Source organism: Gammaproteobacteria bacterium, from assembly GCA_013214945.1.
Taxonomy (GTDB): domain Bacteria; phylum Pseudomonadota; class Gammaproteobacteria; order Enterobacterales; family Psychrobiaceae; genus Psychrobium.
The window spans coordinates 25,834-49,419 of sequence record JABSRT010000030.1 but is presented as its reverse complement, the minus strand read 5'-3'; the positions used below and the strand labels follow the sequence as shown (position 1 = coordinate 49,419).

22 protein-coding genes are annotated in these 23,586 nt (G+C 43.0%); 7 read left to right on the top strand and 15 right to left on the bottom strand.

Annotation, left to right across the window (positions count from 1 at the left end; all coding sequences use genetic code 11):
- Together dctP and HRU23_18280 are read right to left on the bottom strand one after the other, a co-directional pair.
- A partial coding sequence (dctP, locus tag HRU23_18285) for a TRAP transporter substrate-binding protein DctP (protein ID NRA56092.1) occupies window positions 1–676 on the bottom strand: 676 nt, incomplete at its 3' end.
- Between the two features lie 58 nt (window positions 677–734).
- Window positions 735–1,223: a gluconokinase gene (locus tag HRU23_18280; protein NRA56091.1), complete on the bottom strand. Its 489-nt coding sequence runs from the start codon at window positions 1,221–1,223 to the stop codon at window positions 735–737.
- 228 nt (window positions 1,224–1,451) lie between these two features.
- On the opposite strand from HRU23_18280, the gene HRU23_18275 reads away from it, so the two are divergent.
- A complete protein-coding gene (locus HRU23_18275) occupies window positions 1,452–2,474 on the top strand; it encodes a LacI family DNA-binding transcriptional regulator (protein NRA56090.1) in 1,023 nt (340 codons plus the stop codon).
- Window positions 2,475–2,547: 73 nt separating this feature from the next.
- Here the strand turns inward: HRU23_18275 and HRU23_18270 are convergent, their stop codons facing one another.
- On the bottom strand, window positions 2,548–3,468 hold the full coding sequence (locus HRU23_18270; protein ID NRA56089.1) for a DMT family transporter: 921 nt from the start codon (window positions 3,466–3,468) through the stop codon (window positions 2,548–2,550).
- A gap of 190 nt (window positions 3,469–3,658) precedes the next feature.
- Between HRU23_18270 and HRU23_18265 the strand changes: the two genes are divergently transcribed.
- The gene (locus HRU23_18265) at window positions 3,659–4,579 is read left to right on the top strand and encodes a LysR family transcriptional regulator (GenBank protein NRA56088.1); all 921 of its coding nucleotides are present in this window, start codon (window positions 3,659–3,661) and stop codon (window positions 4,577–4,579) included.
- 175 nt (window positions 4,580–4,754) lie between these two features.
- On the opposite strand, the gene HRU23_18260 is transcribed toward HRU23_18265, so the two are convergent.
- The 8 genes from HRU23_18260 to HRU23_18225 form a co-directional block, all read right to left on the bottom strand.
- Entirely contained in the window at window positions 4,755–5,717 is a 963-nt protein-coding gene (locus HRU23_18260; GenBank protein ID NRA56087.1) for a glucokinase, read from the bottom strand.
- Window positions 5,717–6,820, bottom strand: coding sequence for a sn-glycerol-3-phosphate ABC transporter ATP-binding protein UgpC (gene ugpC / locus HRU23_18255; protein ID NRA56086.1), 1,104 nt, complete (start codon window positions 6,818–6,820; stop codon window positions 5,717–5,719). Before ugpC ends, HRU23_18260 begins: the two co-directional genes overlap by 1 nt.
- A 10-nt stretch (window positions 6,821–6,830) precedes the next feature.
- Entirely contained in the window at window positions 6,831–7,676 is an 846-nt protein-coding gene (locus HRU23_18250) for a carbohydrate ABC transporter permease (GenBank protein NRA56085.1), read from the bottom strand.
- On the bottom strand, window positions 7,673–8,563 hold the full coding sequence (locus HRU23_18245) for a sugar ABC transporter permease (protein ID NRA56084.1): 891 nt from the start codon (window positions 8,561–8,563) through the stop codon (window positions 7,673–7,675). Before HRU23_18245 ends, HRU23_18250 begins: the two co-directional genes overlap by 4 nt.
- 86 nt (window positions 8,564–8,649) lie before the next feature.
- Window positions 8,650–9,906 (bottom strand): carbohydrate ABC transporter substrate-binding protein, encoded by a 1,257-nt coding sequence (locus tag HRU23_18240; protein NRA56083.1) that lies wholly within the window; start codon window positions 9,904–9,906, stop codon window positions 8,650–8,652.
- 805 nt (window positions 9,907–10,711) lie between these two features.
- Window positions 10,712–11,293: a hypothetical protein gene (locus tag HRU23_18235; protein NRA56082.1), complete on the bottom strand. Its 582-nt coding sequence runs from the start codon at window positions 11,291–11,293 to the stop codon at window positions 10,712–10,714.
- A gap of 11 nt (window positions 11,294–11,304) precedes the next feature.
- Window positions 11,305–11,553 (bottom strand): hypothetical protein, encoded by a 249-nt coding sequence (locus HRU23_18230; GenBank protein NRA56081.1) that lies wholly within the window; start codon window positions 11,551–11,553, stop codon window positions 11,305–11,307.
- On the bottom strand, window positions 11,537–12,112 hold the full coding sequence (locus HRU23_18225; protein ID NRA56080.1) for an aspartyl/asparaginyl beta-hydroxylase domain-containing protein: 576 nt from the start codon (window positions 12,110–12,112) through the stop codon (window positions 11,537–11,539). Before HRU23_18225 ends, HRU23_18230 begins: the two co-directional genes overlap by 17 nt.
- 733 nt (window positions 12,113–12,845) lie before the next feature.
- Here HRU23_18225 and HRU23_18220 point away from each other — a divergent pair.
- The gene (locus tag HRU23_18220; protein ID NRA56079.1) at window positions 12,846–13,199 is read left to right on the top strand and encodes a hypothetical protein; all 354 of its coding nucleotides are present in this window, start codon (window positions 12,846–12,848) and stop codon (window positions 13,197–13,199) included.
- Window positions 13,200–13,224: 25 nt separating this feature from the next.
- Window positions 13,225–14,319 (top strand): hypothetical protein, encoded by a 1,095-nt coding sequence (locus HRU23_18215; GenBank protein ID NRA56078.1) that lies wholly within the window; start codon window positions 13,225–13,227, stop codon window positions 14,317–14,319.
- A gap of 632 nt (window positions 14,320–14,951) precedes the next feature.
- Here the strand turns inward: HRU23_18215 and HRU23_18210 are convergent.
- Window positions 14,952–15,671, bottom strand: a complete 720-nt coding sequence (locus tag HRU23_18210; GenBank protein ID NRA56077.1) for an SDR family oxidoreductase — start codon at window positions 15,669–15,671, stop codon at window positions 14,952–14,954.
- 317 nt (window positions 15,672–15,988) lie between these two features.
- Between HRU23_18210 and HRU23_18205 the strand changes: the two genes are divergently transcribed.
- Window positions 15,989–16,903 carry a LysR family transcriptional regulator gene (locus HRU23_18205; protein ID NRA56076.1) on the top strand — a complete coding sequence of 305 codons (915 nt, stop codon included), beginning with the start codon at window positions 15,989–15,991 and terminating at the stop codon, window positions 16,901–16,903.
- Window positions 16,904–17,282: 379 nt separating this feature from the next.
- On the opposite strand, the gene HRU23_18200 is transcribed toward HRU23_18205, so the two are convergent.
- Window positions 17,283–19,178 carry a beta-ketoacyl synthase gene (locus HRU23_18200; GenBank protein ID NRA56075.1) on the bottom strand — a complete coding sequence of 632 codons (1,896 nt, stop codon included), beginning with the start codon at window positions 19,176–19,178 and terminating at the stop codon, window positions 17,283–17,285.
- A gap of 118 nt (window positions 19,179–19,296) precedes the next feature.
- On the opposite strand from HRU23_18200, the gene HRU23_18195 reads away from it, so the two are divergent.
- Entirely contained in the window at window positions 19,297–20,304 is a 1,008-nt protein-coding gene (locus tag HRU23_18195) for a helix-turn-helix domain-containing protein (GenBank protein NRA56074.1), read from the top strand.
- A gap of 23 nt (window positions 20,305–20,327) precedes the next feature.
- Here the strand turns inward: HRU23_18195 and HRU23_18190 are convergent, their stop codons facing one another.
- Together HRU23_18190 and HRU23_18185 are read right to left on the bottom strand one after the other, a co-directional pair.
- Complete coding sequence (locus HRU23_18190) at window positions 20,328–21,110, bottom strand: viroplasmin family protein (protein ID NRA56073.1); 783 nt, start codon at window positions 21,108–21,110, stop codon at window positions 20,328–20,330.
- Window positions 21,111–21,227: 117 nt separating this feature from the next.
- Window positions 21,228–22,727, bottom strand: coding sequence for an FAD-dependent oxidoreductase (locus HRU23_18185; GenBank protein ID NRA56072.1), 1,500 nt, complete (start codon window positions 22,725–22,727; stop codon window positions 21,228–21,230).
- 317 nt (window positions 22,728–23,044) lie between these two features.
- On the opposite strand from HRU23_18185, the gene HRU23_18180 reads away from it, so the two are divergent.
- On the top strand, window positions 23,045–23,584 hold the full coding sequence (locus tag HRU23_18180; protein NRA56071.1) for a sigma-70 family RNA polymerase sigma factor: 540 nt from the start codon (window positions 23,045–23,047) through the stop codon (window positions 23,582–23,584).
- The last annotated feature ends 2 nt before the right edge of the window (window positions 23,585–23,586 follow it).

Genomic DNA, 23,586 nt, shown 5'->3' with positions numbered 1-23,586 from the left:
TTGAGAAAACCGTGTAATCAGCGGCATCAATTAACCCTTTATCTAGCGAGGTATAAACGTCTGAACCAGGTAGGTTTACCGGAGTTGCGCCAGCGGCTGCAAACACTGCCTGCACTAAGCCTTCAGGTGCTCTAAGTTTAAGGCCTTTAAGATCGGCAACACCATTTAGCGGAACTTTAGAAACGAACGCTTCAAGGCCCGTCGCGGTAGCACCAAGAAATTGCACACCGTACGGCGATAGCAACTCTTCATACAACTCGCGACCACCGCCGTTATTGATGAAATCCATCATTTCAGCAGGATCGCCCCAGGCACCAACGGTATTACCAAGTAGACCAAACGCTGGGTCTTTACCTGAAAAGTAACCCGTGGCGGTAATGTGACCATCGAGAATGCCTGATCCAACCGATTCGAGTGTTTCGGTGTGCTTGACTATAGATCCAGCCGGCAGCATTTCAACGCTTACGACACCAGCGGTTAATTTATCAATGCTATTTGCCCAATCTTGCATCAGCACATAGTTGGCGTTACCCGCGTTATCACTTGATTGAAACTTCAAGTTAAATTCAGCAGCCAAAACTGTGCTGGTCATTAAGCTGATACCTGCCACTGATCCGAAAAGGATCTTTGAGATAACAACTGCTTTTTTAGAGAGATTTGATTTATTTATTTTCATTATTAGCCTCTATTATGTTTGTTGTACGTTTATTGAATTACTTGAGCCCGTTTTTTCATTAAAGGGCTTGAACTATCTGAACCACCAGTTGGTCAACCGGGTTATTGATTGAAACCGTGATCAAGTTTTCTGTTTGATCCGGCTCTTCCAATGCGTCGAATTGGCTGTCTATTAGCGACAGCGCCATAAAGTGATTTTCACGTGCCGCCATGCGACTGTGTATTTCTGCTCTGCTACCTTTGAGATAGACAAAATGCAGATTATCAAGATTGTTAATAAGCTGCTGTCGGTAATTTTTCTTTAGGGCAGAGCAGGCCAGGACAAATCCTTTTTTATGCGAGATACGCTCGCTAATAGTATGGTTTAAAGTCGCTAACCAAGGGGCTCTGTCCTTATCGGTAAGAGGTATGCCAGCACTCATTAGGGATACATTTCTTTGTGTGTGAAAATCATCACCTTCTAAAAAGTCAATTGCTAGCAAACTGGCTAAATTTTTACCTACGGTACTTTTACCACTACCAGCGACGCCCATGACAATAATATACATATGATTTACGAACTCCCTATAAAAGATAGCGCTAACATTTGGAGCGGTAGCTCATTAGTTAGCCTATTTGTAAGCAGGTTACTACCTGTAAACTAGCTGAGTCAAGAAGAATTAAATAATAATGACAGCGCTAACATCGTATTGCTATCAGCTTGTCGATCCTATACTCTTACCACTAAACGAGCAGAATATAGGTGATAAGTGAACAGAGGCAGTGCTGGTGATAAGCTGGGTAAAAATGGTTCCCGTAGCAAGGGACGTGTCACTTTAAGCGATGTCGCTAAAGTGGTGGGCGTAAGTGCTATTACAGTGTCCCGGGCGTTAAATGACCCAGACAAAGTTAATCCCAAGTTACGAGTCAGGATTGAACAAGCTGTCAGCGATCTCGGTTATGTGCCCAACAGAGCGGCTAGGTCGCTGGCAACCAGTAGCACCCAAACGTTGGCTGTCGTTATCCCCACCATTTCGAACGCAGTATTTAGCAATGTGTTGAAAGGCATATATGACCAAACCGCGGGACATAATTATGAAGTGTTATTTGCGAACACTTATTACTCGCTTCACAATGAAGAGAAGGTAATTGCCAAATTATTAGCACAACATCCTGACGGAATTATCACCACGGGCTTAGATATTACAGAGCGTTCTAAGTCAATGTTATTGGCTGCTAACATTCCACTGGTTCAAATAATGGAAGTAGGTACTGGCGATGTCTTAGATATGTGTGTCGGTTTTTCTCATTTTGATGCTGGTGTTGCGATGGCGGAATATTTGATTGCACAAGGCAATCGCCATATCGGTTTTATCGGCGCGCAAATGGATTTTAGATCCCAGCGGCGTATGCAGGGTTTTTTATCGAAACTAGCAGACGCTGGCCGCGAGACAGATAAGTATCTATTGACGACCACTACGCCATCAGACATCAAACTGGGCGGACAGCTATTGGGCGATCTATTGGCGAAACAGCCTGAGGTCGATGCGATTTTTTGTAATAATGACGATTTAGCCTACGGCGCAATTTTTGAATGTCAGCGTAGAAAATTACGAATGCCCGAGCAAATTTCTATTGCCGGTTTTAATGATCTCGACGCCTCAGCTTCTATTAATCCATCGCTAACAACGATCAGAACCCCACTGTACGAAATTGGCAGCCGAGCGGCAGAATTACTGATTAATACAATAAAAGGTCGACCGGTTGTGTCGAAAACGCTCGATTTAGGGTTTGAGTTGATCGTGCGTGACAGTACTTGAATGGTATAAGCAACCCTAATTCAGATGCTAAATGATAGGATTAACGATAATCCCTACCTGATTTAGCCACCGTTTAAGTTTTAGTTAATTGATACTTGTTGGCGATGGCCACAACCGCCACTGCCGCTAAAATAAGTGCAGTCGCGGCATAATCTCTAAGTACAATCGGCTCACCGACTAACAACGCACCAATCGCAAGCGCGACGACGGGCGGCACATAAGTTGCTGACGAGGCCACTAACGCGCCTAAGTGCTCGATAATATAATAGTAACAAAGATAAGCCACGCCAGTGCCTAATAGCCCGAGTCCGAAAATACTACTGACAAGCGCGGTGGTGTCATTAGCAAGGTGACTGATGCCCGTAAAATCGGTGACACAGGCCAAAACCACTAACCCCGCGCCCAGTTGATAAGTGGTTAAAGCGAGCGGAGACAATTTCAGTGGTGAAATAAAGCGTTTCGCATACACAAAAGACACCCCGACACTAAACGAACCCAGCATCATGTAAGTCACTCCTGATAGCGTGCGGGCATCGACTTGGTTATCAAAAGGTCGCGCTAGCATAAATACACCAATAAACCCCAGTCCGGTGCCGATTAACTTCCACTTGGTCACTCGCTCCTCTTTTAGAAACAACAGGGCTGCCACCAATGAAAACAATGGGATAGCGCCACTAATCGCCCCAGCAATGCCCGAATTTAATAACGAAGTGCCTTTGGCAAAGCCAAAATAATAAATAACCGTAGCCAACAAACCCATCGCGAAAAAGTGAGGCCAGTGTTTTAAATGCGCCAATGACAATGATTTAGTCACTAGAGCGACTATCGCCACGGGCACAAAGCCAAAAAACACCCGCACGAACACAATTTGCATCGGACTAATGTGTGCTGCGGCAAGTTTCATAAAAATAAAATTACTGCCCCAAATAAGACCGATAAAAGCAAACGCAAACAGGGCGACATTATGTTTAGATGAAGGTTGAGATGAAGACATAGATGAAGACATAGATGAAGACATAGATGAAGACATAGATGAAGAGATAGATGAAGAGATAGATGAAGACATAGTTGTTCCTTAGATAAGATGAATCGCGACAACCGTCTGACCGCGGGGTTAATCATGACGGGTAATAGAATAAAAGATTATTGTACCTTTCAATCTTCATGTAAAATGATATCTTGTAATGTCAGGTATCATATTTGGTGAAGTCATGGATTTTAAAAAACTGCGAACATTTCAGTGTGCCGCTCTAACCTTAAATTTTAGTAAAGCCTCGGATCAACTTGGATATGTTCAATCAGCTGTCACCAATCAAATTAAGGCATTGGAGCAGGAACTTGATGTTCAGCTCTTTGAACGAAATGGTCGAGGCGTGGCGCTAACCCATGCGGGTGAACAATTATTGCATTACAGTCAAAAACTGATGGCGTTGCGTGAAGAAGCGCGGGAAAAAGTTTCCAACAGCAGGCCCAATAAAGCGATTCGCATTGGCGGTCACGAAAGTTTTATTACCTATTACTTGCCTAATTTATTAAAAGATTACGCCAACCACCAAAGTGACTTTCGGCTATCTGTTACGCCGACGCCTGTGGCCAATCTTAAAAATGATATTTTGGCCGATCGTATCGATGTCGCCTTTATTTTAGAAAAAACGGTAAGCCGCACCGGATTAAAGATCCATACCTATCAAGATGAAGAAGTGGTCATCGTGTGCGCGCCCAGCCACCGATTGGCCAATCAGCTAAGCGTTAAACCAGAGCAGCTGGCTAATGAACATTTATTGTTAACAGAAGCAGGGTGTTGCTATCGCAACCAATTTGAGCGGATATTAATTAGCGCTGGCGTGTTTGATCAGCACAACAGTAGCGAATTTGTTAGTGTTGAAACCATTAAAGCCTGTGTCAAACTCAACATGGGTATTGCGCCGTTAAGTCGGGCGTGTGTTGACGCTGAAATAAAGCAAGGGCTGCTGCAGGTGGTTAACCTAGAATCGATAAAACTTAGCGTCAATGTTCACTGTGTCTCGGCGCAAAACCGTGCTTACCCAGAATCGGTTGCCAAGTTCATCACCTATTGTGAAAATTACGACTTTTCAACCCGCTGAACTGTTCAATGTTACGCCATCGGTGGCAAGTAAATGTGCTCGTCATTAATGCCGACTTTACAATAATGATGAAAAGATAACTAAGCCAATGATATAAACATCTACATATTCGAATGAATAAAAAAACCACCGTTACAAGCGGTGGTTTTTGAATAAACAGTAATTTTATTACGGATTAAGTCAGCGTAAATGCCTCACCAATACCCAATAATGCAGGGTTTTTTGCATCGATAACAAAAGCAGGCACTTGCTTTAGACGCTCATTAAAGCGGCCCTTTGCCTCGAAACGTTGCCTAAAGCTAGATTGCGCAAAATAACTGCCTAATTTAGGCACAATACCACCGCCAATATAAACACCTTGATAAGCGCCTAGCGTCAGCACCACATCACCCGCAACTGAGCCCAATAAACCACAGAATATATCTAAAGCTTCGACACAATAGGCATTACTACCATCAAGTGCTTGATCCGAGATATTCTGCGGAGTTAATGGCTCTGCTGTAACCTGTTCTAGCGTACAAATCGATTGGTAAAGGTTTTGCAAACCCATGCCCGACACTAAACGCTCGGCAGATACATGCGGATATTGCTGCCGACAAATACGAATAATATCAAACTCTCTGTCGTTGGCAGCCGCCGCCGTTACATGACCGCCTTCTCCTTCAAGCGGTACCCAAAGGTCACCCAAAGGGATAAGCCCAGACACACCAAGCCCAGTCCCAGCGCCGACTAGCGCTAGCGCTGTTTTCTTGCTCGACTCATTAATAACCCCACCCACTTGAACAAGGTCGGTTACTGACAGCAGAGGAATCGACATCGCCAATGCGGTAAAGTCATTTTTGACAATCAGCTGGTTAAACCCCATTTGCTGCTTAAGTGCATCAATCGAAAACGACCAGTGATTATTGGTCATTTTCACTTGATCGCTGACAATGGGAGTTGCCAGCGCAAGGGCTGCTTCGGTAATCAAAGGATTACCAACCATCGAAAAATAATCCTTGATTGCACCAGAAATATCACTGTAATCGGCACAGGCAAGTACTCGTTCTTGATGAATACCATGCTCGTTTGACAGTAAGGCGAATCGCGCATTGGTACCGCCAATGTCAGCAATCAAGCGCACTAACTCATGTGACATTAGCGAATTCTCATCTCAGTCTTAGGATCAAAGAATACCGCTTTTGTCATATCAAATTGCAGTGGTAACGCTTGCTCTGTGCTACACATAGTCGTTGGGTGAACACGACAAACTATCTTCGCGCCATTGAGACGAATCGTTACCATTGTATCGGGACCGGTCGGCTCAATCATTTCAACATCACAAGCCATTACACGGTTAGCTGATCCATCTTCGCTGTCTTGGGTAATTTGCTCAGGACGAATGCCTAAGATCACCTGTTTACCGACGTATTGTTTTAAGCCTTCAATGTCTTGGTTTATTGGAAACTGCATTGATTTACCAGCACTTTCAAGTAATAACTCATAACCATTATCACCTTGGCTTAGCTCACAAGGGACAAAGTTCATTGAAGGACTGCCCATAAAGCCGGCAATAAACTGATTGGATGGATTGTCGTAGATCTCTTGTGGCGTACCAAATTGCTGGACTTCGCCATTTTTCATCACCGCAATCACATCGGCTAAGGTCATTGCCTCTATTTGATCATGTGTCACATAAACGATGGTTGTGCCCATACGTTGATGCAGTTCCTTGATCTCGCCGCGCATTTCGACACGTAGCTTGGCATCAAGATTCGATAATGGCTCATCAAACAGATAAATTGCCGGATCACGCGCTAATGCACGCCCCATAGCGACACGTTGGCGCTGACCACCAGACAATGCCGCCGGTTTACGGTCAAGCAAAGGCACGATTTGTAACATCTTAGAGACACGATCAACCACCACCTTCTGCTCATCTTTAGGCATTTTAGCTATGTCTAAGCCAAATGAGATGTTCTGGCGAACCGTCATATTTGGATATAACGCATATGACTGAAAAACCATCGCAATATCACGATCTTTAGGATCAAGTGCCGTCACATTGCGATCACCAATATGAATCTCGCCATTAGTGACGCTTTCCAAACCCGCAATCATGTTGAGTAAGGTCGACTTACCACAGCCGGATGGGCCGACTAGGATCAAAAACTGTCCTGGTTCAATTTCTAGATTGATCCCTTTTAGTACTTTTATTGGACCAAAACTCTTTTCTATATTTTTTATTTTTAAAGCTTGCATCAGTATGTTCCTAACCTTTAACAGCGCCCGCAGTGAGGCCTCGAACGAAATATTTACCCGCAATGACATAAACCAAAAGCGTAGGTAATGCCGCGATAATTGCAGCGGCCATATCGACGTTATATTCTTTGACACCCGTACTGGTATTGACCAAATTATTGAGCGCAACCGTAATAGGTTGATTATCACCCGCCGAGTAAACGACGCCAAACAGGAAGTCATTCCAGATTTGAGTGAATTGCCAAATAACGGATACCACGAGAATAGGGGTCGAGATTGGCAAAATAATTCGCCAGAAAATCATCCAAAAACCAGCACCATCAATTCGTGCTGCATTAACCAATTCATTAGGAACCGTGATGTAGTAGTTTCTAAAAAACAGGGTGGTAAATGCTAATCCATAAATAATATGGACCATAATCAGGCCATAACTGGTGCCTGAAAGTCCCAAGAAGCCGAGAGTTCTCGCCATTGGCAGTAAAATAACTTGAAATGGGATCATGGTGCCGATAAGCAACATACCAAAGAACAGGTTACTGCCGCGAAATTTCCACTTAGTCAGCACATAACCATTGAGCGCGCCGAGAATAGTTGAGATAATAACCGCTGGCGCAACAATCGATACTGAGTTCCAGAAATAACCTTTTAATCCTTCACAAGTCGCTCCGGTACATGCCGTACTCCATGCCTTACCCCAAGCATCAAAATTCAATGACTGGGGGAGGGACAGTATAGTACCGTTACGAATTTCATCTAAATCTTTAAGTGACGTAATCACCATTACCACTAAAGGTAATAAATAAAAGATAGCCGCAACTGCTAATAGACAATAAATTAATACACGACTGATACTCATTGTTTTTTCTCCCGAAGCTCAGAGTAGAGATAAGGCACGATAATCGCCAGAACGGCCATTAACATCATCATCGCCGCTGCTGAACCGACCCCAATTTGTCCACGAGTAAACGCATAGGTATACATAAAGGTTGCAGGTACATCGGTCGCATAACCCGGACCACCGCCCGTTAGCGCCACGATTAAATCAAAGCTCTTAATGGCAATGTGCGTTAATACAATTATCGCACTGAAAAATACCGGACCTAAACCAGGGATAATAATCTTACGATAAATCAACGGCATTGATGCACCATCAACCCGCGCAGCTTTTACAATGTTTTCATCGACACCGCGTAAACCAGCAAGGCACAGCGCCATCACAAAACCTGAAGACTGCCAAACACCCGCGATAACCACGGTATAAATAGCCATGTCACTATTGACCAGCCAGTCGAAGGTAAAAGACTCCCAGCCCATCTCTCGGAACATTTTCTGCAGACCTTGCTCAGGATTTAATATCCATTTCCAAGCGGTACCCGTCACGATGAATGACAACGCCATTGGATAAAGGTAGATGGTACGAATAGCACCTTCTGCACGAATTTTTTGGTCAAGGAAAATGGCTAAAAACAAGCCAATGACCAAACAAATAACGATGAATAACACGCCGAATATTAATAAATTTTCTGCAGCGACCCACCAACGGTCATTTGCAAACAGACGTTCATACTGCTTTAAGCCGGCCCAATCATATTTCGGTAACATACGAGAGGAGCTAAAAGACAGCCATGCGTTCCACAGCACAAAGCCGTAGATAAAAATAAGTGTTGCAACAAAGGTAGGGGCAACCACTATTTTGGGGAGAATGTCCCCAAAGGAAAACTTGGGTTTATTGGATACGCTCATAAACGAACCCTCCTGAAAAAGGAAGATGGTAGAAAATTAAAACCCAGCACAAGGACTGGGTTTTACCACAACGGTCAAACTAATGATTAATTATCAGCAGCGGCTGCGATAGCTTTAACCATCTTGGCAGCAGCTTCTTTAGCCGTAACTCTATCGTTATTGTAAAATTCTGTCACAGTGTCATAAATTGCACCCTGAGTTGCAGAAAATGTAGACATACCATGTGCCATACTCGGCACTAACGTGTCACGCTTCGCTGACTCAACAAAATCTGTTGATGATAGCTTGGCACAATCATCAAATTTTTCCATTGATAGGTTCAGACGAACAGGAATAGAACCCTTGTTCAAGTTGAATACTTCTTGGAACTGCGGACTTAAGATTGTACTGGCTAAATCATCCTGGCCCTTCTGTAGTTCCTTGTTATCTAGGTCAAACATAACAAAGCTATCGATATTGAAGGTAAAGTCTTTTGCAGTACCTGGTGCCGGAGCACAGATATAGTCAACGCCTGGCTTTTTACCGGCTGAGGTAAATTCACCTTTGGCCCAATCACCCATGAACTGCATGCCCGCTTCACCCTTGATTACCATGGTGGTAGCAAGGTTCCAGTCACGACCCGGAGCACCTTCATCAGTGTATTGCTTGATCTTACGGAATATTTCAAGTGCTTCAATCATCTGTGGGCTGTTTATAGCTTCAGGATCTAGTTCAACAAATGCTTTTTTGTAAAACTCAGCACCTGCAGTACCCAGTACCACTGACTCAAAAGTTGTTGCGTCCTGCCAAGGCTGTCCACCATGAGCAACGGCTGTAATACCTGCGGCTTTAATTTTTTCTGCTGCAACGAAAAACTCATCCCAAGTTGTTGGAATTGTTGCGCCTGCTTTTTTGAATACTGCTGGGTTAGCCCACATCCAGTTAACACGATGAACGTTAACAGGAACAGCAACGTATTTACCGTCATACTTCATTACGTCAGAAACTACGCTAGGAAGTAAGTTATCCCAACCTTCGGCTTTAGCAACTCTGTCGATATTGGCAAGTACGCCTTCAGCGCCCCATTCTTGAATGCTTGGTCCTTTAATCTGCGCTGCTGCAGGAGGATTACCAGAGACAACGCGTGATTTTAGTACTGTCATCGCACTTTCACCGCCACCGCCAGCCACAGCAAAGTCTTTCCATGTGTGTCCTTTTGATTCCAACAACTTCTTTAGCTCAACCACTGACTTGGCTTCACCGCCTGAAGTCCAATAATGAAGAACTTCAACATCAGCTGCTTGCGCGGCCATTGAAACACTCAGGGTAAAAGCAATAGATAAACCAATTTTAGACAATTTCATAAAATCTCCTCTGATGAAAGAACACCACAAGCCTCTTTCTAGAGGATGTGAATAAACGCTAGACTATTGAGCAAGTTGTTAAAACTACCTCTTGAAATGCATGATGTCAATTAATAAATCAAATTGATTTATTGGTGACACTGGAGATTTTATAGCTATAAAAAATCGATTAATCAACATGTTGGTAGTTGAGATTACTTTTGGTGTTGTTATCGCACTATCACTAAGTGGCCAGTGAAGTTGCATAGCTAACGTCAACGATATTTTGTTCAGTTGAGGTGGTACAACATCATGAAATGTACTTTTATTGTGCAGTGCGTCATGTCCTTTGTTAGTTATGGGCGGCTCCTGTAACTGACTGATTTTTATGCTTGTTGTTTGGGTGGATGAAATTTTACTCTGATTCAGATTTATGACTGATGTACCGTCTTAGCTAGACTCGTTTTTTACCGCTAATGCTTTGATGCCCACATAAATAACTGCGGCGTATACAGCGGCTATACAGGTGCGGTTTAATTAATTTGAATTTTTTGGCGCGAGTTATATATCACTTTAGCTCGTTAAATATAGCAATGAAAAGAGCAGGGCACAGATGATTACCCCCCCAGAATATTGTTATATTATTGTTAGAATAAAGATCTTGAAATGGGTATCCTAACTTCAAATGATAAATTTAAAACTCGTCAATATTACAAAGGCTGGCTTCTAGCTCTTGTTTACTTAATCTACCAGGAATGACTAAATAGGCCTGTTATTGCCAAAAACAATTTGTTGAGACGTGAGTTGTTGAGGCGTTAGTTTTGGTTTAATTAAGGTTTTGTGTATCTGCGGATAGCTCAATAAAGTTTTCAACAGTTTGCGTAATTTTTACGATTATCGAATCTGTAATTCCCCCCAGATGGTTGGCTAAAATATAGTCCTCAAAAGCCTTCAAATCTCTATTTTGATATAAAAAAGCTATAGCAGGTTCCAGACTCAGCTGAAGATGATCGAGTAATATAAGGTCAAGTTGGCACTCTTGCTGTCTAATTAGATCATTTAAGCAGCCAGCTCGTGTTTGTTGCGCTTTGTGCCATAGACGTTTTAAATGGGAAACTCCCAGGCAAGAATAATCGAGATGAGCAGGTAATGGCTGTTCTAAAATCCCGGGAGTAGTCTGGTATTCGAATTTAAAATGAGGATATCTACCCTGAATATATGAAAAATTAAGTTCATTGCCAATTTGTGGACTGGCTGCTCGAAATCGTTTAGGTAAGTTTAAAGAAGATTGATTATCAGCCAGTTGGTGTTCGTTATATACCGTAATCCGGGTGGTGAACTTTAGATCTTTGTAATCATCAGGAATAGCCAGAACGCCAGCAATAGAAGGCAGTTCTGTTTTTACCAATGCGGCCGTTGTTATTTTATCGAGGCAAAATACTTGGCCAAGGTGAATATATTCAGTTGCTCAACTATCGCCTGATGGACGCCACGTATAAATACTTGTGTCCGCATATGCTCTTGGGCGCATTGTGCCGCTGTGATCATAGAGACAGCCTTACCAACCGGAGTTATAGTGGCATCTAAATCCAGAAAAACATCCGGATGTAGCTCTATCATCGTGATATCACATAAGCATTGAACTAAGTCGTCAACTTGTACTTTCATAATATACATTGTCCAATTGAAGTTGCTTTAACAGCCAAGAATTAACGACACAGTCAATAACCAGATTTACTCGCTCTTCCTCACCTTGATTATCAACACTATGAATTAAATTGGCATTGATATACCACAGTTCACCTGCTTTCATAGGCACAACCCGCTGGTTAACCTTAAATTCCAGTTTGTCTGAAGTCTGAATCGGCAGGTGTAACCTCGCTTCACCTTGTTCCAAGCATAAACCTTGATCACGGTGAGGCTTAATATAAGCGCCAGGTTTTAGTCGCATTAAACGCACTGATTTTATTGGACAGTGCAGGTTATCAAGCACCGAGTTAAGGTTCGGACATTGCGCTAAAATAGCTAAGTTTTTCCAATTGTTACCGGCTTCAATTGCAAAACTTTGTAAAATTGGATGAGCATCAAAGTGTTCGCTCAAAGCTCTTAAAGGCAATACATCCCAGCCCCCCTGATAACAGCGCTGATTAATATGGTCAACCCAATCTCGGGTGAGCAAGGGAGTTATTTCATTGAGTAAAATTTGTGGGTCAATTTTTTGAGTCATTCTACCGAATGCTATCGCATCATAATCAACTTCAGCAGGACTAATAAAAGACATTTTTAACCTCATAAAATATATTGAAAACTCAGGTGAATCGCACGATAGTTCAAGTATATTCATCTAAACTGAGCCAGACTTACAGGGTAGGGCTACAGATTGAAATTACAAAACTTGTTTTGTAGCCGTTGCCAAATGCAGATGCTATGTGGTGCCGTAGCAACAATCCTGATTTAGCCTGACATTTGTGGTACCAACACAACTAAAATGTTTATTTAACATTAACATAGTCTCTGTAGTACGAAAGGCTAAAAATTCACTTTTATATAGAATCACCACTAATGACAAATTAATCAAATGTTTATTAGTTAGCTTTTCCGCAAAAATCTTCGCAGCTTAGCCCTAAGTCGAATTCGAATAACTGTAGGTTGGCTCGAGATCCAATGGTTGTTTATATTTATTAAGGTCGTGTAATTTATCTCGGTTTATTGAGAGTCTCACCTTTGCGTTATATTCACTATTTTCAATAGATTTAATATCTGTCTTATACATTAAACTAATAACTAAAAACAAATAGTCGTTCATTTATTGCACAGGTCGTTTGTTGGTGATAGCTTACGACTTATAATAAGTTTGTCACTTAAACTTATTGAATATCAGTTATATTTTATACGTGTCCCATCATAATTAATCATTACGCGAACGCTAATCAATGTATTACTTGGAAAGGAGTCTTAACGTGACTGACAGAACCGACATTACAAAAAACAACTTTTTTGCCTGGTCCTTGTACACGGCTTACCGCAATCCGGTTACGATTGGAAATTGGGTTGCTGCAGAATGGCCCGGTATCCCAATTTCTGATGCGCATGACATGAAACGCGATATCGATTTTAGGATTGATATGTTCATCGAGGCGCTAAAAGTCGCGATTGCTGGTACCGCCAATTGCAACGATTGGGTACGCTACTTTGTGGTACCAGAATTTTATTTCCATAGTGCACACGGTCCGTATCCAGGCCTTAGTATCGACGGTCAGTCAGCTTTTGATTACCTTATGAATCGCCTCGCGTGTCAAAGGCACTCTCGGTGATTCTTCCGATTCAGGTAGTGACTGGGTGATTTGTACCGGCAGTGTCCTTACTACCCACGTCACAGATATTGCTAAATTTTTGGCCGGAACAGAGGTCAAAAAGCGTCTCACCACATTGAATGAGGCTTATAGCCGCGCGGCACAAACAAACACCGCACCTGTACGGACACCACACATCGGTTTAACACGACTCAAAACACTTATAGCCGCAACCGAACCTAAAACCGAGTATGATGAGTTCAACGCGCTGGTGAATTCATACCGCCAGGATCCGCTCTGCACTGTACGTAACCGTGCTGAAATTTTTGTTTACAATGGCGGCTCGACTGGTGATATCCTCCGCTATTCAGTTGAAAAACAGGCTGAATCAACAGTCGATTTAACCTTGGGTGTACTACAAAATGGCGTAATTGACACTGGTGGCCAGATCACCGAATGGCTGGCTAATTATCCACCTGTCAGTATCATAAGCGGCGATAATCAGAAAGCAGGCACTAGTAGCGAGCGTCAACCTGGTGCGCGTATCCCCATTATATCTTATAAACAAAGCGTCGAATTAGGCGCCGAAATTTGCCTCGACCATCGGCTACAACGACTGCGACGTACAGTGGATATGGCTGGTAATAGCCCACTTGATATTCAGCTCGTTCCCTCTGGCGGGATGCAGCTATTGAGTTATGCTATCGCGGGTGGCAGCAGCGGAGCTATCTTTAACGCCGACGGCTGTGACTATATATTGAACCAATACAACAGCGCCGGTAAACCTGTTATAACCTACAATGGTGAGGCCAGCAGTGGCGTTACAAAACAGGTAATTACTGGGGTCTATACTGCTTCGGTCCAAACTAAGTCTAAGGGAACCGACGGCACTCCCTATTACAGTCATAGCCAGTTGGCTTTTCGCACTACTGAACTAGGGCCTTTCGGTTATCTGAACCCTGATAGCACTGAAAATCCTGGTGGGGTGACTTTTAGCGGTGACGTCTCTAGCCCTGCCAACCAATACCTCGACCTCTACAAGGAACCAGTAACACATTCGGTAATAACCAGCCGGAATGTCGATGATTACTTCACTGCTAACCTAGGGGAGGTACATCAATATTATTTGAATATTGATTAAGCATGCTGCACCTATAATTCGAAAACGGTGCTAAAAAGTGGGCCGCCATAATTAAATCATTGATATATATTAGTTATGGCGTTTATGTAGCGGTCAACTAAATTTTTCCACTACTCTAGGCGTAGAAACAAGATAAATAGGGAAGAATTGACTCTTTATCTGCACCACCATAGGTCAGTACACTTGATTCATTAGGTATCAAACTTATTGAATATCAATGATATTTCAATATTTCATCTTTGTTGTTAACTCAGTAGCTCTTGTTATTCGGCTAAAGGAAATAGCGCGGTAGTTAGCACCGTAGGTTTGATGTAGCTTGGTTAGCCGGATCCGCCAGTAAACATGCTTCGTCACTTATTTAATCGCAATAACTATCCAAACGGCCGAGCTTGTTAAAGGCCGGCGGCTGAAGTTTTATCATTCAGTCATGATTTATGAAGACGCCAAGGAAAGGACCCAAGATTTTATCCGTTGATATTGAAACGGCAACCGAAATTGCCGTTTCTCTTTGGGGTAAAGATCTTACTATTTTTTATCCTGGTCAAAGTCGCCATGATCTGCATGCTCTCGAGAGGCTGCCTGCAGCTCAAGTATGAACGACTAGCTCTTACTTTATCTTGCTGTGAATTTATTTATGGCTGCTGTTTCGTTGGGGCTAAAACAATTTCACGAATACAAACGTTTTGTGGCTGCTGGTAAGCATAAGCAACGGCATTGGTCACATCAATGGGTGCTAATACACCGCCCATGCTGTCTTTCCAGCTGTGGTAATCATTAATAATTTCACTCGAGGTCGTGTGTGATAACAGTTCAGTTTCCACTGCGCCCGGGGCAATGGTAATAACTCGGACATTACTGTCTGCGACTTCTTCACGTACCATTTCTGAAATTGCATGAACAGCAAACTTGGTTCCGCAATAAGCGGCATGGTTACCATAGGTCTTGCGTCCGGCGACTGAACTAATGTTGATAATGGTGCCTGTATTGTCGCCTTTCATGCTAGATAGCACTGACTGCATACCGTTTAATAGACCCAATACATTGACGTCGTACATCGTTTTCCATTCTGCAGCGTCTTGAGTATCTATTTGGCCTAACATCATCACGCCAGCGTTATTGACTAACAAGTCGACCGGGCCAAACTGTGCTACTGCACCCTTAACAGCGTTATTAAATGCTGCTTGGTCACAAACATCTACTTGGGCGCAAATGGCATTAGGTAGTTCAAGTGCCTGTAAACGTTCTAAACGGCGCGCAATTAATAATAACGGATGACCTAACGCACTCATGTGCTGCGCTAAACTTTCACCAATTCCTGAACTTGCACCAGTAATAACAACTAACTTTTTCATTTTCGATCCTTTTAATAACTAATCAATTTACTTAACCTAAATTCTGGATAAGAGTTTTGTAACACCATGAAACTAGAAGCATAAATATAAAATTCCAGTGACGAAATTTTAGTAGATATCAAGGCGTTTTCACGAATCAATAGCTGGCTATTGGGAGTAAAAACAACGCTGATAGGTGCTAAAAGAGCGTTATTGGGCAAATTCGCTTATCCGGTATTCAGGTTACTTAGAAAGCCATGGTAAACAAATTGCTATTGATGATATATAATCCCACACTTACATCATTGTTTACTCACAGTTGCCAGTAGGTGCCATTTATGAAAAACCAAGTCAGCCTTTCAGAGATAAAAACTTTTGTGGTGTTAGCGCAAGCTGGCAGTTTTACGAAAGCGGCTGAGCTGCTCTTGTGCTCGCGCTCTCATATTTCTAAGCAACTGGCGCAGCTGGAAGCGCAGTTGGGGGTCACCTTATTGGTGAGAACGACCCGAACTCAGCAACTGACACCGCAAGGCGATGCCTTTTTTAAGCGCTGTTTGCAATCGCTCAATGGCATTGAACATGCGATAGAGCGGGTTATTGAAAGCGCTGACACGCTGGCAGGTTCGATTAAAATAAACAGTGTTGGCGGTTATATTGGTGAAGATATTATCGCGCCATTAGTGCATGACTTTATGAATCAATATCCCGAAATTAATATTGAACTCGACTTTACCAGTAAGCGGGTTGATCTAGTCGCTGGTGAGTTTGATTTTGTGTTTAGAATGGGCGCGTTAATAGACTCAACATTAATCGCGAGAAAACTGACCAATATTGATAGCGATACTTTTGTCAGCCCCCGTTATTTGGCGAAATACGGCACGCCAACCTCACCACAACAATTAACCGATCATCGATGTATCATTGGCAGTGTACGCCATTGGACGTTTATCAATAACCAAACCAAGCAAAGCTTAGACATTGCAATTGCTGGTAACTTAACCTGCAAAAACGGTAAAATTATGGTGTCAGCGGCACTCGCTGGCAACGGCATTATTAGGGTACCTAAACTTTATTGTGCTAAGGAAGTTGAAGCGGGTTTATTGCAACCATTATTTAAAGATTGGCACATTGCGACCACGCCATTTTATTTGGTATATGTGCAAGACAAGCACCAGCCGCTGCGTTTAAATGTGTTTAAAGAATACGTGATCGACAACATTGCTAAATACATGCCAAATGCCACTCATCAATGAGGGACAATTGATCAGGCATATTAAGAGTGCGTGGTTAAAGTCAGCTAGGGACTTTAATAATACCAATTGCATTTAACAATTGACCACTTGTGCTAGTTTAAATCAACAATAAGGCTACCGCGTCCTGCTCGCGCCCCTTACCTACGTCCTGTAGGCAACTGCGTACCTCTCAATCCCAATAGCTAGCTATTGGTCATTCGAGCGCCTTGTTCTTGCAAATTTCCCCTGCGCACAACAAGATCATATCTTTAATGCAATTGGTATAACAGGCTATCGTTCGTTAAATGCACATACAAAAGCCCGCCAACTTTATGATAATTCTTGAGTTGGTGGGCTTTTAATTAACCTGAGATTAAGTAGCTAATTCCAGATATTTGGTTTAAACCATGTCATCAAACGGGTTATGTTGAGGCAGGTCAATTGGGTGGTTAAACCCGGGAATTTTCATGCTTGTTTGAGTTAGCTCAATTTCACTGTCGTCAATCATGCCCTGACCAAAACGGTAAATAAGCTTAAATTGGCCGTTATCAGCCTGTTGCTGATAGATTGCTTGTTCAATCTTGACCGCAGCTAATTTTTGCTGATATTCGCTTATCGCTACATCACCATAGCGTTTAGTTAACATTGCTAGGGTTTTATTGGGTGACAATACCGTCGCAGTTGCATTGTTTCCGCCAAACCCTTTCGAGTTGATAAAGGCAACATCCATTGGCTGACATTGCCAATGATCAATTGCAATGTTTAGCCTTTCGTCGTGCACGTCATCGGCTACTTTATCAATGGTGGTAATACCCGGCATAATGTCATGGGCAAAAATCCCCAGTGCCCACGCTAATTGGTCGCCACTGGCGGGACCAATCGTGTGGCCCAAATAGGCTTTAGGCGCGGCAATTGGCCAATTATTAATGTTAAAGTTTTTGGCAACGCGATCATAAATCAGTGATTCAGTAACGCGGTTTTGCGGGGTACTCGAACCATGGGCTAAAATAAAGCTGTGCTTAGATACGCTGTCAGCGCCAACAATGCTGGTGGCTAGGGCCACAGATTTGGCCATCGTAATGTAGTTGCCAGGACCTGGTGCAGTGATCGATTTTTTAATGCCGTCGGCATTTACAAATACATCAGCGACAGAGCCTAAAATATTAGCGCCCATTTCAATGGCTAATGCATCGTCCATTATGACAAAAAATTGCGCCGCTTCACCAATGGTAAAACCACAATTGTTGCCAAACGGGCGGCTGGTACGGCGGTGATCAGCATGTTCGCTATTATCTAATCTTTTTAGCCCTTCTTCGTTGGCCAATGCACTCATGTTACCAAAACCTTCGATAATCTCTGGCGTGATTAACGAGTCGGCATTGCCAACAATGGCTAAACGGATTTTGCCCGATTGCATATCGGCCACGGCGGTACGTAAATTATATAAGAAGGTTGCACAGGCACCGGTAGCGGTATGGGTTACACCAACACTGCCAGTAACGTAGCCATTAATAAAATCAGTGGGCATGGTGTTTAAACCAAGCGCTAAATTTTTCGAGCTAACGCGCGCGCCATTTAAGCGGTTTTTCATTAAACCACCCAAACCGTCGGCTTGCATTTGGCCAACCATTGAGCCGGAATAAGTACCGACCATATCAGGACTTATCTTGTCTAAAATAGTGTCCCATTCGATGCCCACCGAACGAATAGCATCGGTTGCGCCAAAAATAGTCGCCTGCAGGCCACGTGCTTGATAACGGCTGTTGTATAAAGTTTCAGGTTTAAACCCGGTCGGGAATTGACCCGCTGCTTTAATTGGGTTATCGCGATACGAGTCATGTTTTATCACCAACTCTTCTTCAATTTCAACCCAAGCTTGGCCGTCTTCAAGTTTAGTGATTGTCCACGTTGAGGGTAGGGGCTGGGGTAAATCTTTAGCACGGGTAGTGAAGTTTATGTGGCCGTCACTAGGGTGCAATGTCATGTTTTTATGACAATGGGTCGCGTCTGGATCGAAATGGTTATTTTCTATTTTTCGAATTAAGGTGCCAGCGAGGATCTGCTCGCCAAATAGTGTTTCAACTTGCTCTGGGGCGACAACATTATTGTCTTGGTCGGTAAAGACACCGTCCTTACACTTAATTAAATTCATTAAACTAGCTAGGCCAATATAAGTATCTTGACGCGCTTGGCTGGTTAATTTTTCAATGATGATCCGACGAAAACCTTGATGAAAAGAAGTACGACCCGAGGCGTTAATGCCGCCCATGCCGACTATAATGGGTAAAGTGACCATGAAAAATCTCACTGAGTATAAGTACTAAATAGTTTACCCTGCTTTAAAACGCAATAATGTGCTGTTCTGGCCAATTACTGTGTTATTGTGGCCAAAATCCCGATTAGTGGTCAATTTAATGGATCTAGATTCTTCTCAACCATATACCGTATCTTTTTTAGTCTACCAGCATGTGTTAGCAACCAGTTTAACCTTGCCAATTGAGATGTTAAAAGCGGGAGAAGCCTTTGCTATTCGTAAAAATCGTCGTGTTAGGCCATTAAAAATTGCAATGGTGGCTCAAGAGCTGGGGTATGTCGACTCGAGGGCTGGCATTGCCATTAAGCCAGATATTGATGTTGAACATGCCACTGTGCCAAATGTCGTAATTGCGCCGAGTTTATGGCGAAATCCACGACCCGTATTACGTAACAGTGATCGCCTAATTGATTGGATTAGTCAATGTTGGCAAGCTGGCTCGACGTTAATTGGGGTTGGCACGGGGGTGTGTTTTTTGGCTGAATCTGGGGTGTTAGACCGTCACCCGGCAACGACTCATTGGCATTATTTTGAACAATTTAGCCGCGACTATCCGCAAGTCGACTTAAAACCCGATTTCTTTATCACCCAATCGCAGAGAACGTATTGCGCGGCAAGTCTTAATGCGTTGGCGGATATTATCGTGCACCTGATTGGTCAGGTCTATGGTATTGCCGCGGCTCAACATGTAGAGCGTAATTTTTCGCATGAAATACGCAAGCCTTATGAAGAGCAGCGTTATTTAGAAGGGTCGGGCGATCAACATCCGGACGAACTGATTGCGCAAATTCAGTTTTGGATGACCCACAATTTAGCGTCGTTATTAAGCCTTAGTGATGTTGCTCAGCAATTTGGCATTAGCCAGCGCTCATTAACTCGGCGTTTTAAGGCGGCAACAAATAGCAGTGCAACCCAATATTGGCAGCGGTTACGGATTGAAGCGGTCAAAGAGTTACTGGCATCGAGCAACCTGACCATTCAGGAGATTGCATTTGAGGTGGGTTATCAAGATCAAGGCCATGTTACGCGATTATTTCGGCGAGCATTAGGGATCTCGCCGAAAGAGTATCGGGTGATGGTGCGTAAAAAGCTATTTAGTCAATCGTAAAAAAAATAGCAATTAATTAACTTTTAGCCCGAAGCCATCGCAAGAATAGCGGTGATATCAATTGGATCTGTGCGTTGCACGAAGTCAGGTTGCTGCTGCATGCGTGCAAGCACCGCCATGCGATCAGCTAACTCATTACCTTCAATATTGGCATGAGCTTTAACGTGGCTAATGGTCAGATCCGCTTTCAATGCTAAATAAAGCGTATAGCACTGTTTAATAATTTCAAGATTCTTAATTGGTTCGTTTTTGCCACGCGTCCAGCCTTTGTTTTTCCAACCGGTTGCCCATTTGGTAATACAGTCTATTGAGTATTTAGAATCGGATAGTATTTGAACACGCTGGCCTTGTTTGATGTAACTTTGCGCTAAAATAAGCGACTCTAACAGTCCGGTTAACTCAGCGGTATTATTGGTGCCATTAGCTAAATAACGACCGTACCACAGCTCTTTAATTTGCTGTTGATGATAAACAGCAATGCCAGTGCCTGATTTTCCAGGGTTAGGCGAGCAGGCACCATCACAATAAATGCGCACGTCAGCGGCTAGTTGTGGGGTTTTATCACCGATTGGTGCGCTTGATTTCTTGGTCGCAGTTGAACTTGATTTAGTTGGCTCTTTGGCCAAAGATCGTTTCATTAATGCTTTAGTATAGGTCGACTTGTAGGCCGCTTGTGCCTCTGCTAGTGATGCAAATCCCATATATTGAGCGTCGCTTCGGCCATTTATTTGGGCTTGGGTGGTAGCCCAGTTGTCAAATATGCCAGTGGTGAGTCCTTTCCAAACTACGTAGTGTTTTTTACTCATGGTGCCTATCTATGTTGCTAGCTAAAATCTAGCCTGATGATAGGCCGCTTTGTCATATTCGCCAAGTAAAAAATACGCTGGTGAACATCGGCGATCAATATTTAGCCAGCGTTTGGCTTATTTTATTAAATGTGGACTATTACGTTGGGCGAGAGCGGCGGGATAGTTTCTTTGCTCAGCGAGTTTTATGGCCCTTGCGGTAATTTGTTGATCGGTTAAGGCGTCGGTTGTCGGGAAATAATGTTGCTGTTGTTTAGGCTGTTTGATTATTTTTAACTCAATCAGTTGAGTTAAAATAGCATCGGCACTGGTTAATACCGACGAGGCTTTAACTATTTCACAGCGGGCATATCTGAACTGACCAAAGGTGACATCTGCGGTACGTAAATCGGCTTGATCGCCTGGGATTTGCTGCGCCCCAAACAAAGGTTTACCACCGACGCTGGCCGTTGAAAAATCAGGAATGAATTTAGCCATGTAGTTGATTGATTTTTGGGTTCGCAGTTGTGCGACATCTTCAGGCCATTGCTTGGTGATTTTTGCGATAAATTTGGCTGGTAGTTTTGGCTGAGCGCTATCGGTTTCACTCATCACTAGCCCTTGGTCAAACAAAGTAATGTCTTGAGTCATGCCATGAATTTGGAAATAACCGCCGGGGTAGGGGGTTAGTTGCGCCATGCCATTTGGGGTACCACGGTCGCCGAAAAATATGACTTCAGGCCACATCGCGTCTGTTTGTTGCCAATGGGTGACATAAGCGGCTTTAAACTCGACCATTCGCTGGCGTTTTTCATCGACTAAGTCATCAATACTACCGGTTTTAAAGCCGCAAGCGTTGATAATATAATCAACCAGTAAAGGCGGGCGTTGCGATTGGTCTGGCGATGATTCGAGCGTGATTTGCCATTTTGAAATACTTTTACTAGAGCTATGGCACCTGTCGATAGCGACTACTTTAGTGTCAGTTAAAATCTGACAATGTTCGATACTTTCCAACGCCAAGCTCGCCGTTGCTGCCAGCCTAAATACACTTAAACCGAATTCTTGGACCACAATGATCGGAAATTTTAATTGGCTTAAATCGGCTCTTTTCGCAAAGGGAATTATCCATTGTGCCATTTCACTTGGCATTGATGGTTCGGGTTGCTCCGCCAGTTGTTCTAATTGCTGGCGTGAAAACAACTGATAATAATTTTCGGCTGGACCAAGTACCTTATTTTTTGGATCTTGGTCAATTAATTGCTGGTATTGCTGTTGCAAGGTATTAAGTCGGGGCAATAAATCTTCAGGCTCACCTTGGTCATGACACGGAATAGCGATGACCGTTGGCCGGTAATCGACCGACTTATTATAAAGGCGTAATACCTCTATTGATTGTGTAAGCAGGGTAATACATTGCTGATCTGATATTTCACGATACAAATTACCGCCAGCGTGCAAATGACAAATTGGCGGACCATTAACTAAGGTTGGGCCTTGTTCAATCAAATTGACCTTAATGCCAAGCTCGCTTAATCGCAACGCAATAGTCGCACCAGCGATACCGCCGCCAATAATACCGATAGTTGGGCTAACGTTAGCTGATGTCGGTGCACTAGATAAAACAATAGGGGTCATGAGCAATAAGTAATGGTGGAACTTGGCGGCTATTGTACTTGGCACTGCGGCGGTTTTAAATAAAGTTAGCTTAAAAAGTGGCATTAAAAGGTCAGTTTGCTCAACTTTTGACTGTAATTATCATGAATGATTATTATTTAGACTAAAGTAAGCTGGCGCCATTGGTGTCACTCGCGTAATAATCGTTTGAGCAAAAAATACCACACTAAACAAATATCAACGATGCTATTTCTATTTTTAACTATAGCTTTCAAGTGCATACTTTGTATAATGTAAATCATTCGTATTAACTCCGTATAGTGAAGCGCTAAAAGCCCATGTCTGCTAATGTAGTTGCGTTAACGCAAGCACCTTGCCTTAAAAAGCAAGTAGAACAGCTTTATAAACAACATCATAGTTGGTTACATACTTGGCTTAAGGGGAAGTTAGGTTGTCCTGATAATGCCGCTGATCTCACCCAAGATACCTTTGTTAGAATTATTCAATCGCGTGATGCTTTAGTGAGTATGCGCGAGCCAAGGGCTTATTTAGTCACTACTGCTAAGCGTTTACTTATTGATAAATCTCGACGAGAACTGCTAGAAAAAAACTATCTCGTTGAACTAACTGCCGCGGCAGAAACCTGTGCAGGTTATCCGAGTGTAGAACAAACTTGGCAGGCAATAGAAGCCTTAGAAGAAATTAGTAAAATATTAGAGCAAGTGTCTAAAAAATGTCAGCAAGCGTTTTTACTTTATTATCTTGATGGCCTTTCTCAAAAAGATATTGCCAAACAACTAGGGACTACTACCAGAACGGTACGTAACTATTTAGTTAAAATATTGGTACATTGCCAACAATACCAAGCTAGCAATTAGCA

Excerpts from the sequence above, each read along its gene's own strand:
- HRU23_18280 (NRA56091.1), bottom strand. The coding sequence starts at position 1,223 with ATGTATATTATTGTCATGGGCGTCGCTGGTAGTGGTAAAAGTACCGTA.
- HRU23_18270 (NRA56089.1), bottom strand. The coding sequence starts at position 3,468 with ATGTCTTCATCTCAACCTTCATCTAAACATAATGTCGCCCTGTTTGCG.
- HRU23_18265 (NRA56088.1), top strand. The coding sequence starts at position 3,659 with ATGTCAGGTATCATATTTGGTGAAGTCATGGATTTTAAAAAACTGCGA.
- HRU23_18260 (NRA56087.1), bottom strand. The coding sequence starts at position 5,717 with ATGTCACATGAGTTAGTGCGCTTGATTGCTGACATTGGCGGTACCAAT.
- ugpC (NRA56086.1), bottom strand. The coding sequence starts at position 6,820 with ATGCAAGCTTTAAAAATAAAAAATATAGAAAAGAGTTTTGGTCCAATA.
- HRU23_18250 (NRA56085.1), bottom strand. The coding sequence starts at position 7,676 with ATGAGTATCAGTCGTGTATTAATTTATTGTCTATTAGCAGTTGCGGCT.
- HRU23_18245 (NRA56084.1), bottom strand. The coding sequence starts at position 8,563 with ATGAGCGTATCCAATAAACCCAAGTTTTCCTTTGGGGACATTCTCCCC.
- HRU23_18240 (NRA56083.1), bottom strand. The coding sequence starts at position 9,906 with ATGAAATTGTCTAAAATTGGTTTATCTATTGCTTTTACCCTGAGTGTT.
- HRU23_18230 (NRA56081.1), bottom strand. The coding sequence starts at position 11,553 with ATGAAAGTACAAGTTGACGACTTAGTTCAATGCTTATGTGATATCACG.
- HRU23_18225 (NRA56080.1), bottom strand. The coding sequence starts at position 12,112 with ATGACTCAAAAAATTGACCCACAAATTTTACTCAATGAAATAACTCCC.
- HRU23_18210 (NRA56077.1), bottom strand. The coding sequence starts at position 15,671 with ATGAAAAAGTTAGTTGTTATTACTGGTGCAAGTTCAGGAATTGGTGAA.
- HRU23_18205 (NRA56076.1), top strand. The coding sequence starts at position 15,989 with ATGAAAAACCAAGTCAGCCTTTCAGAGATAAAAACTTTTGTGGTGTTA.
- HRU23_18200 (NRA56075.1), bottom strand. The coding sequence starts at position 19,178 with ATGGTCACTTTACCCATTATAGTCGGCATGGGCGGCATTAACGCCTCG.
- HRU23_18195 (NRA56074.1), top strand. The coding sequence starts at position 19,297 with ATGGATCTAGATTCTTCTCAACCATATACCGTATCTTTTTTAGTCTAC.
- HRU23_18190 (NRA56073.1), bottom strand. The coding sequence starts at position 21,110 with ATGAGTAAAAAACACTACGTAGTTTGGAAAGGACTCACCACTGGCATA.
- HRU23_18185 (NRA56072.1), bottom strand. The coding sequence starts at position 22,727 with ATGACCCCTATTGTTTTATCTAGTGCACCGACATCAGCTAACGTTAGC.
- HRU23_18180 (NRA56071.1), top strand. The coding sequence starts at position 23,045 with ATGTCTGCTAATGTAGTTGCGTTAACGCAAGCACCTTGCCTTAAAAAG.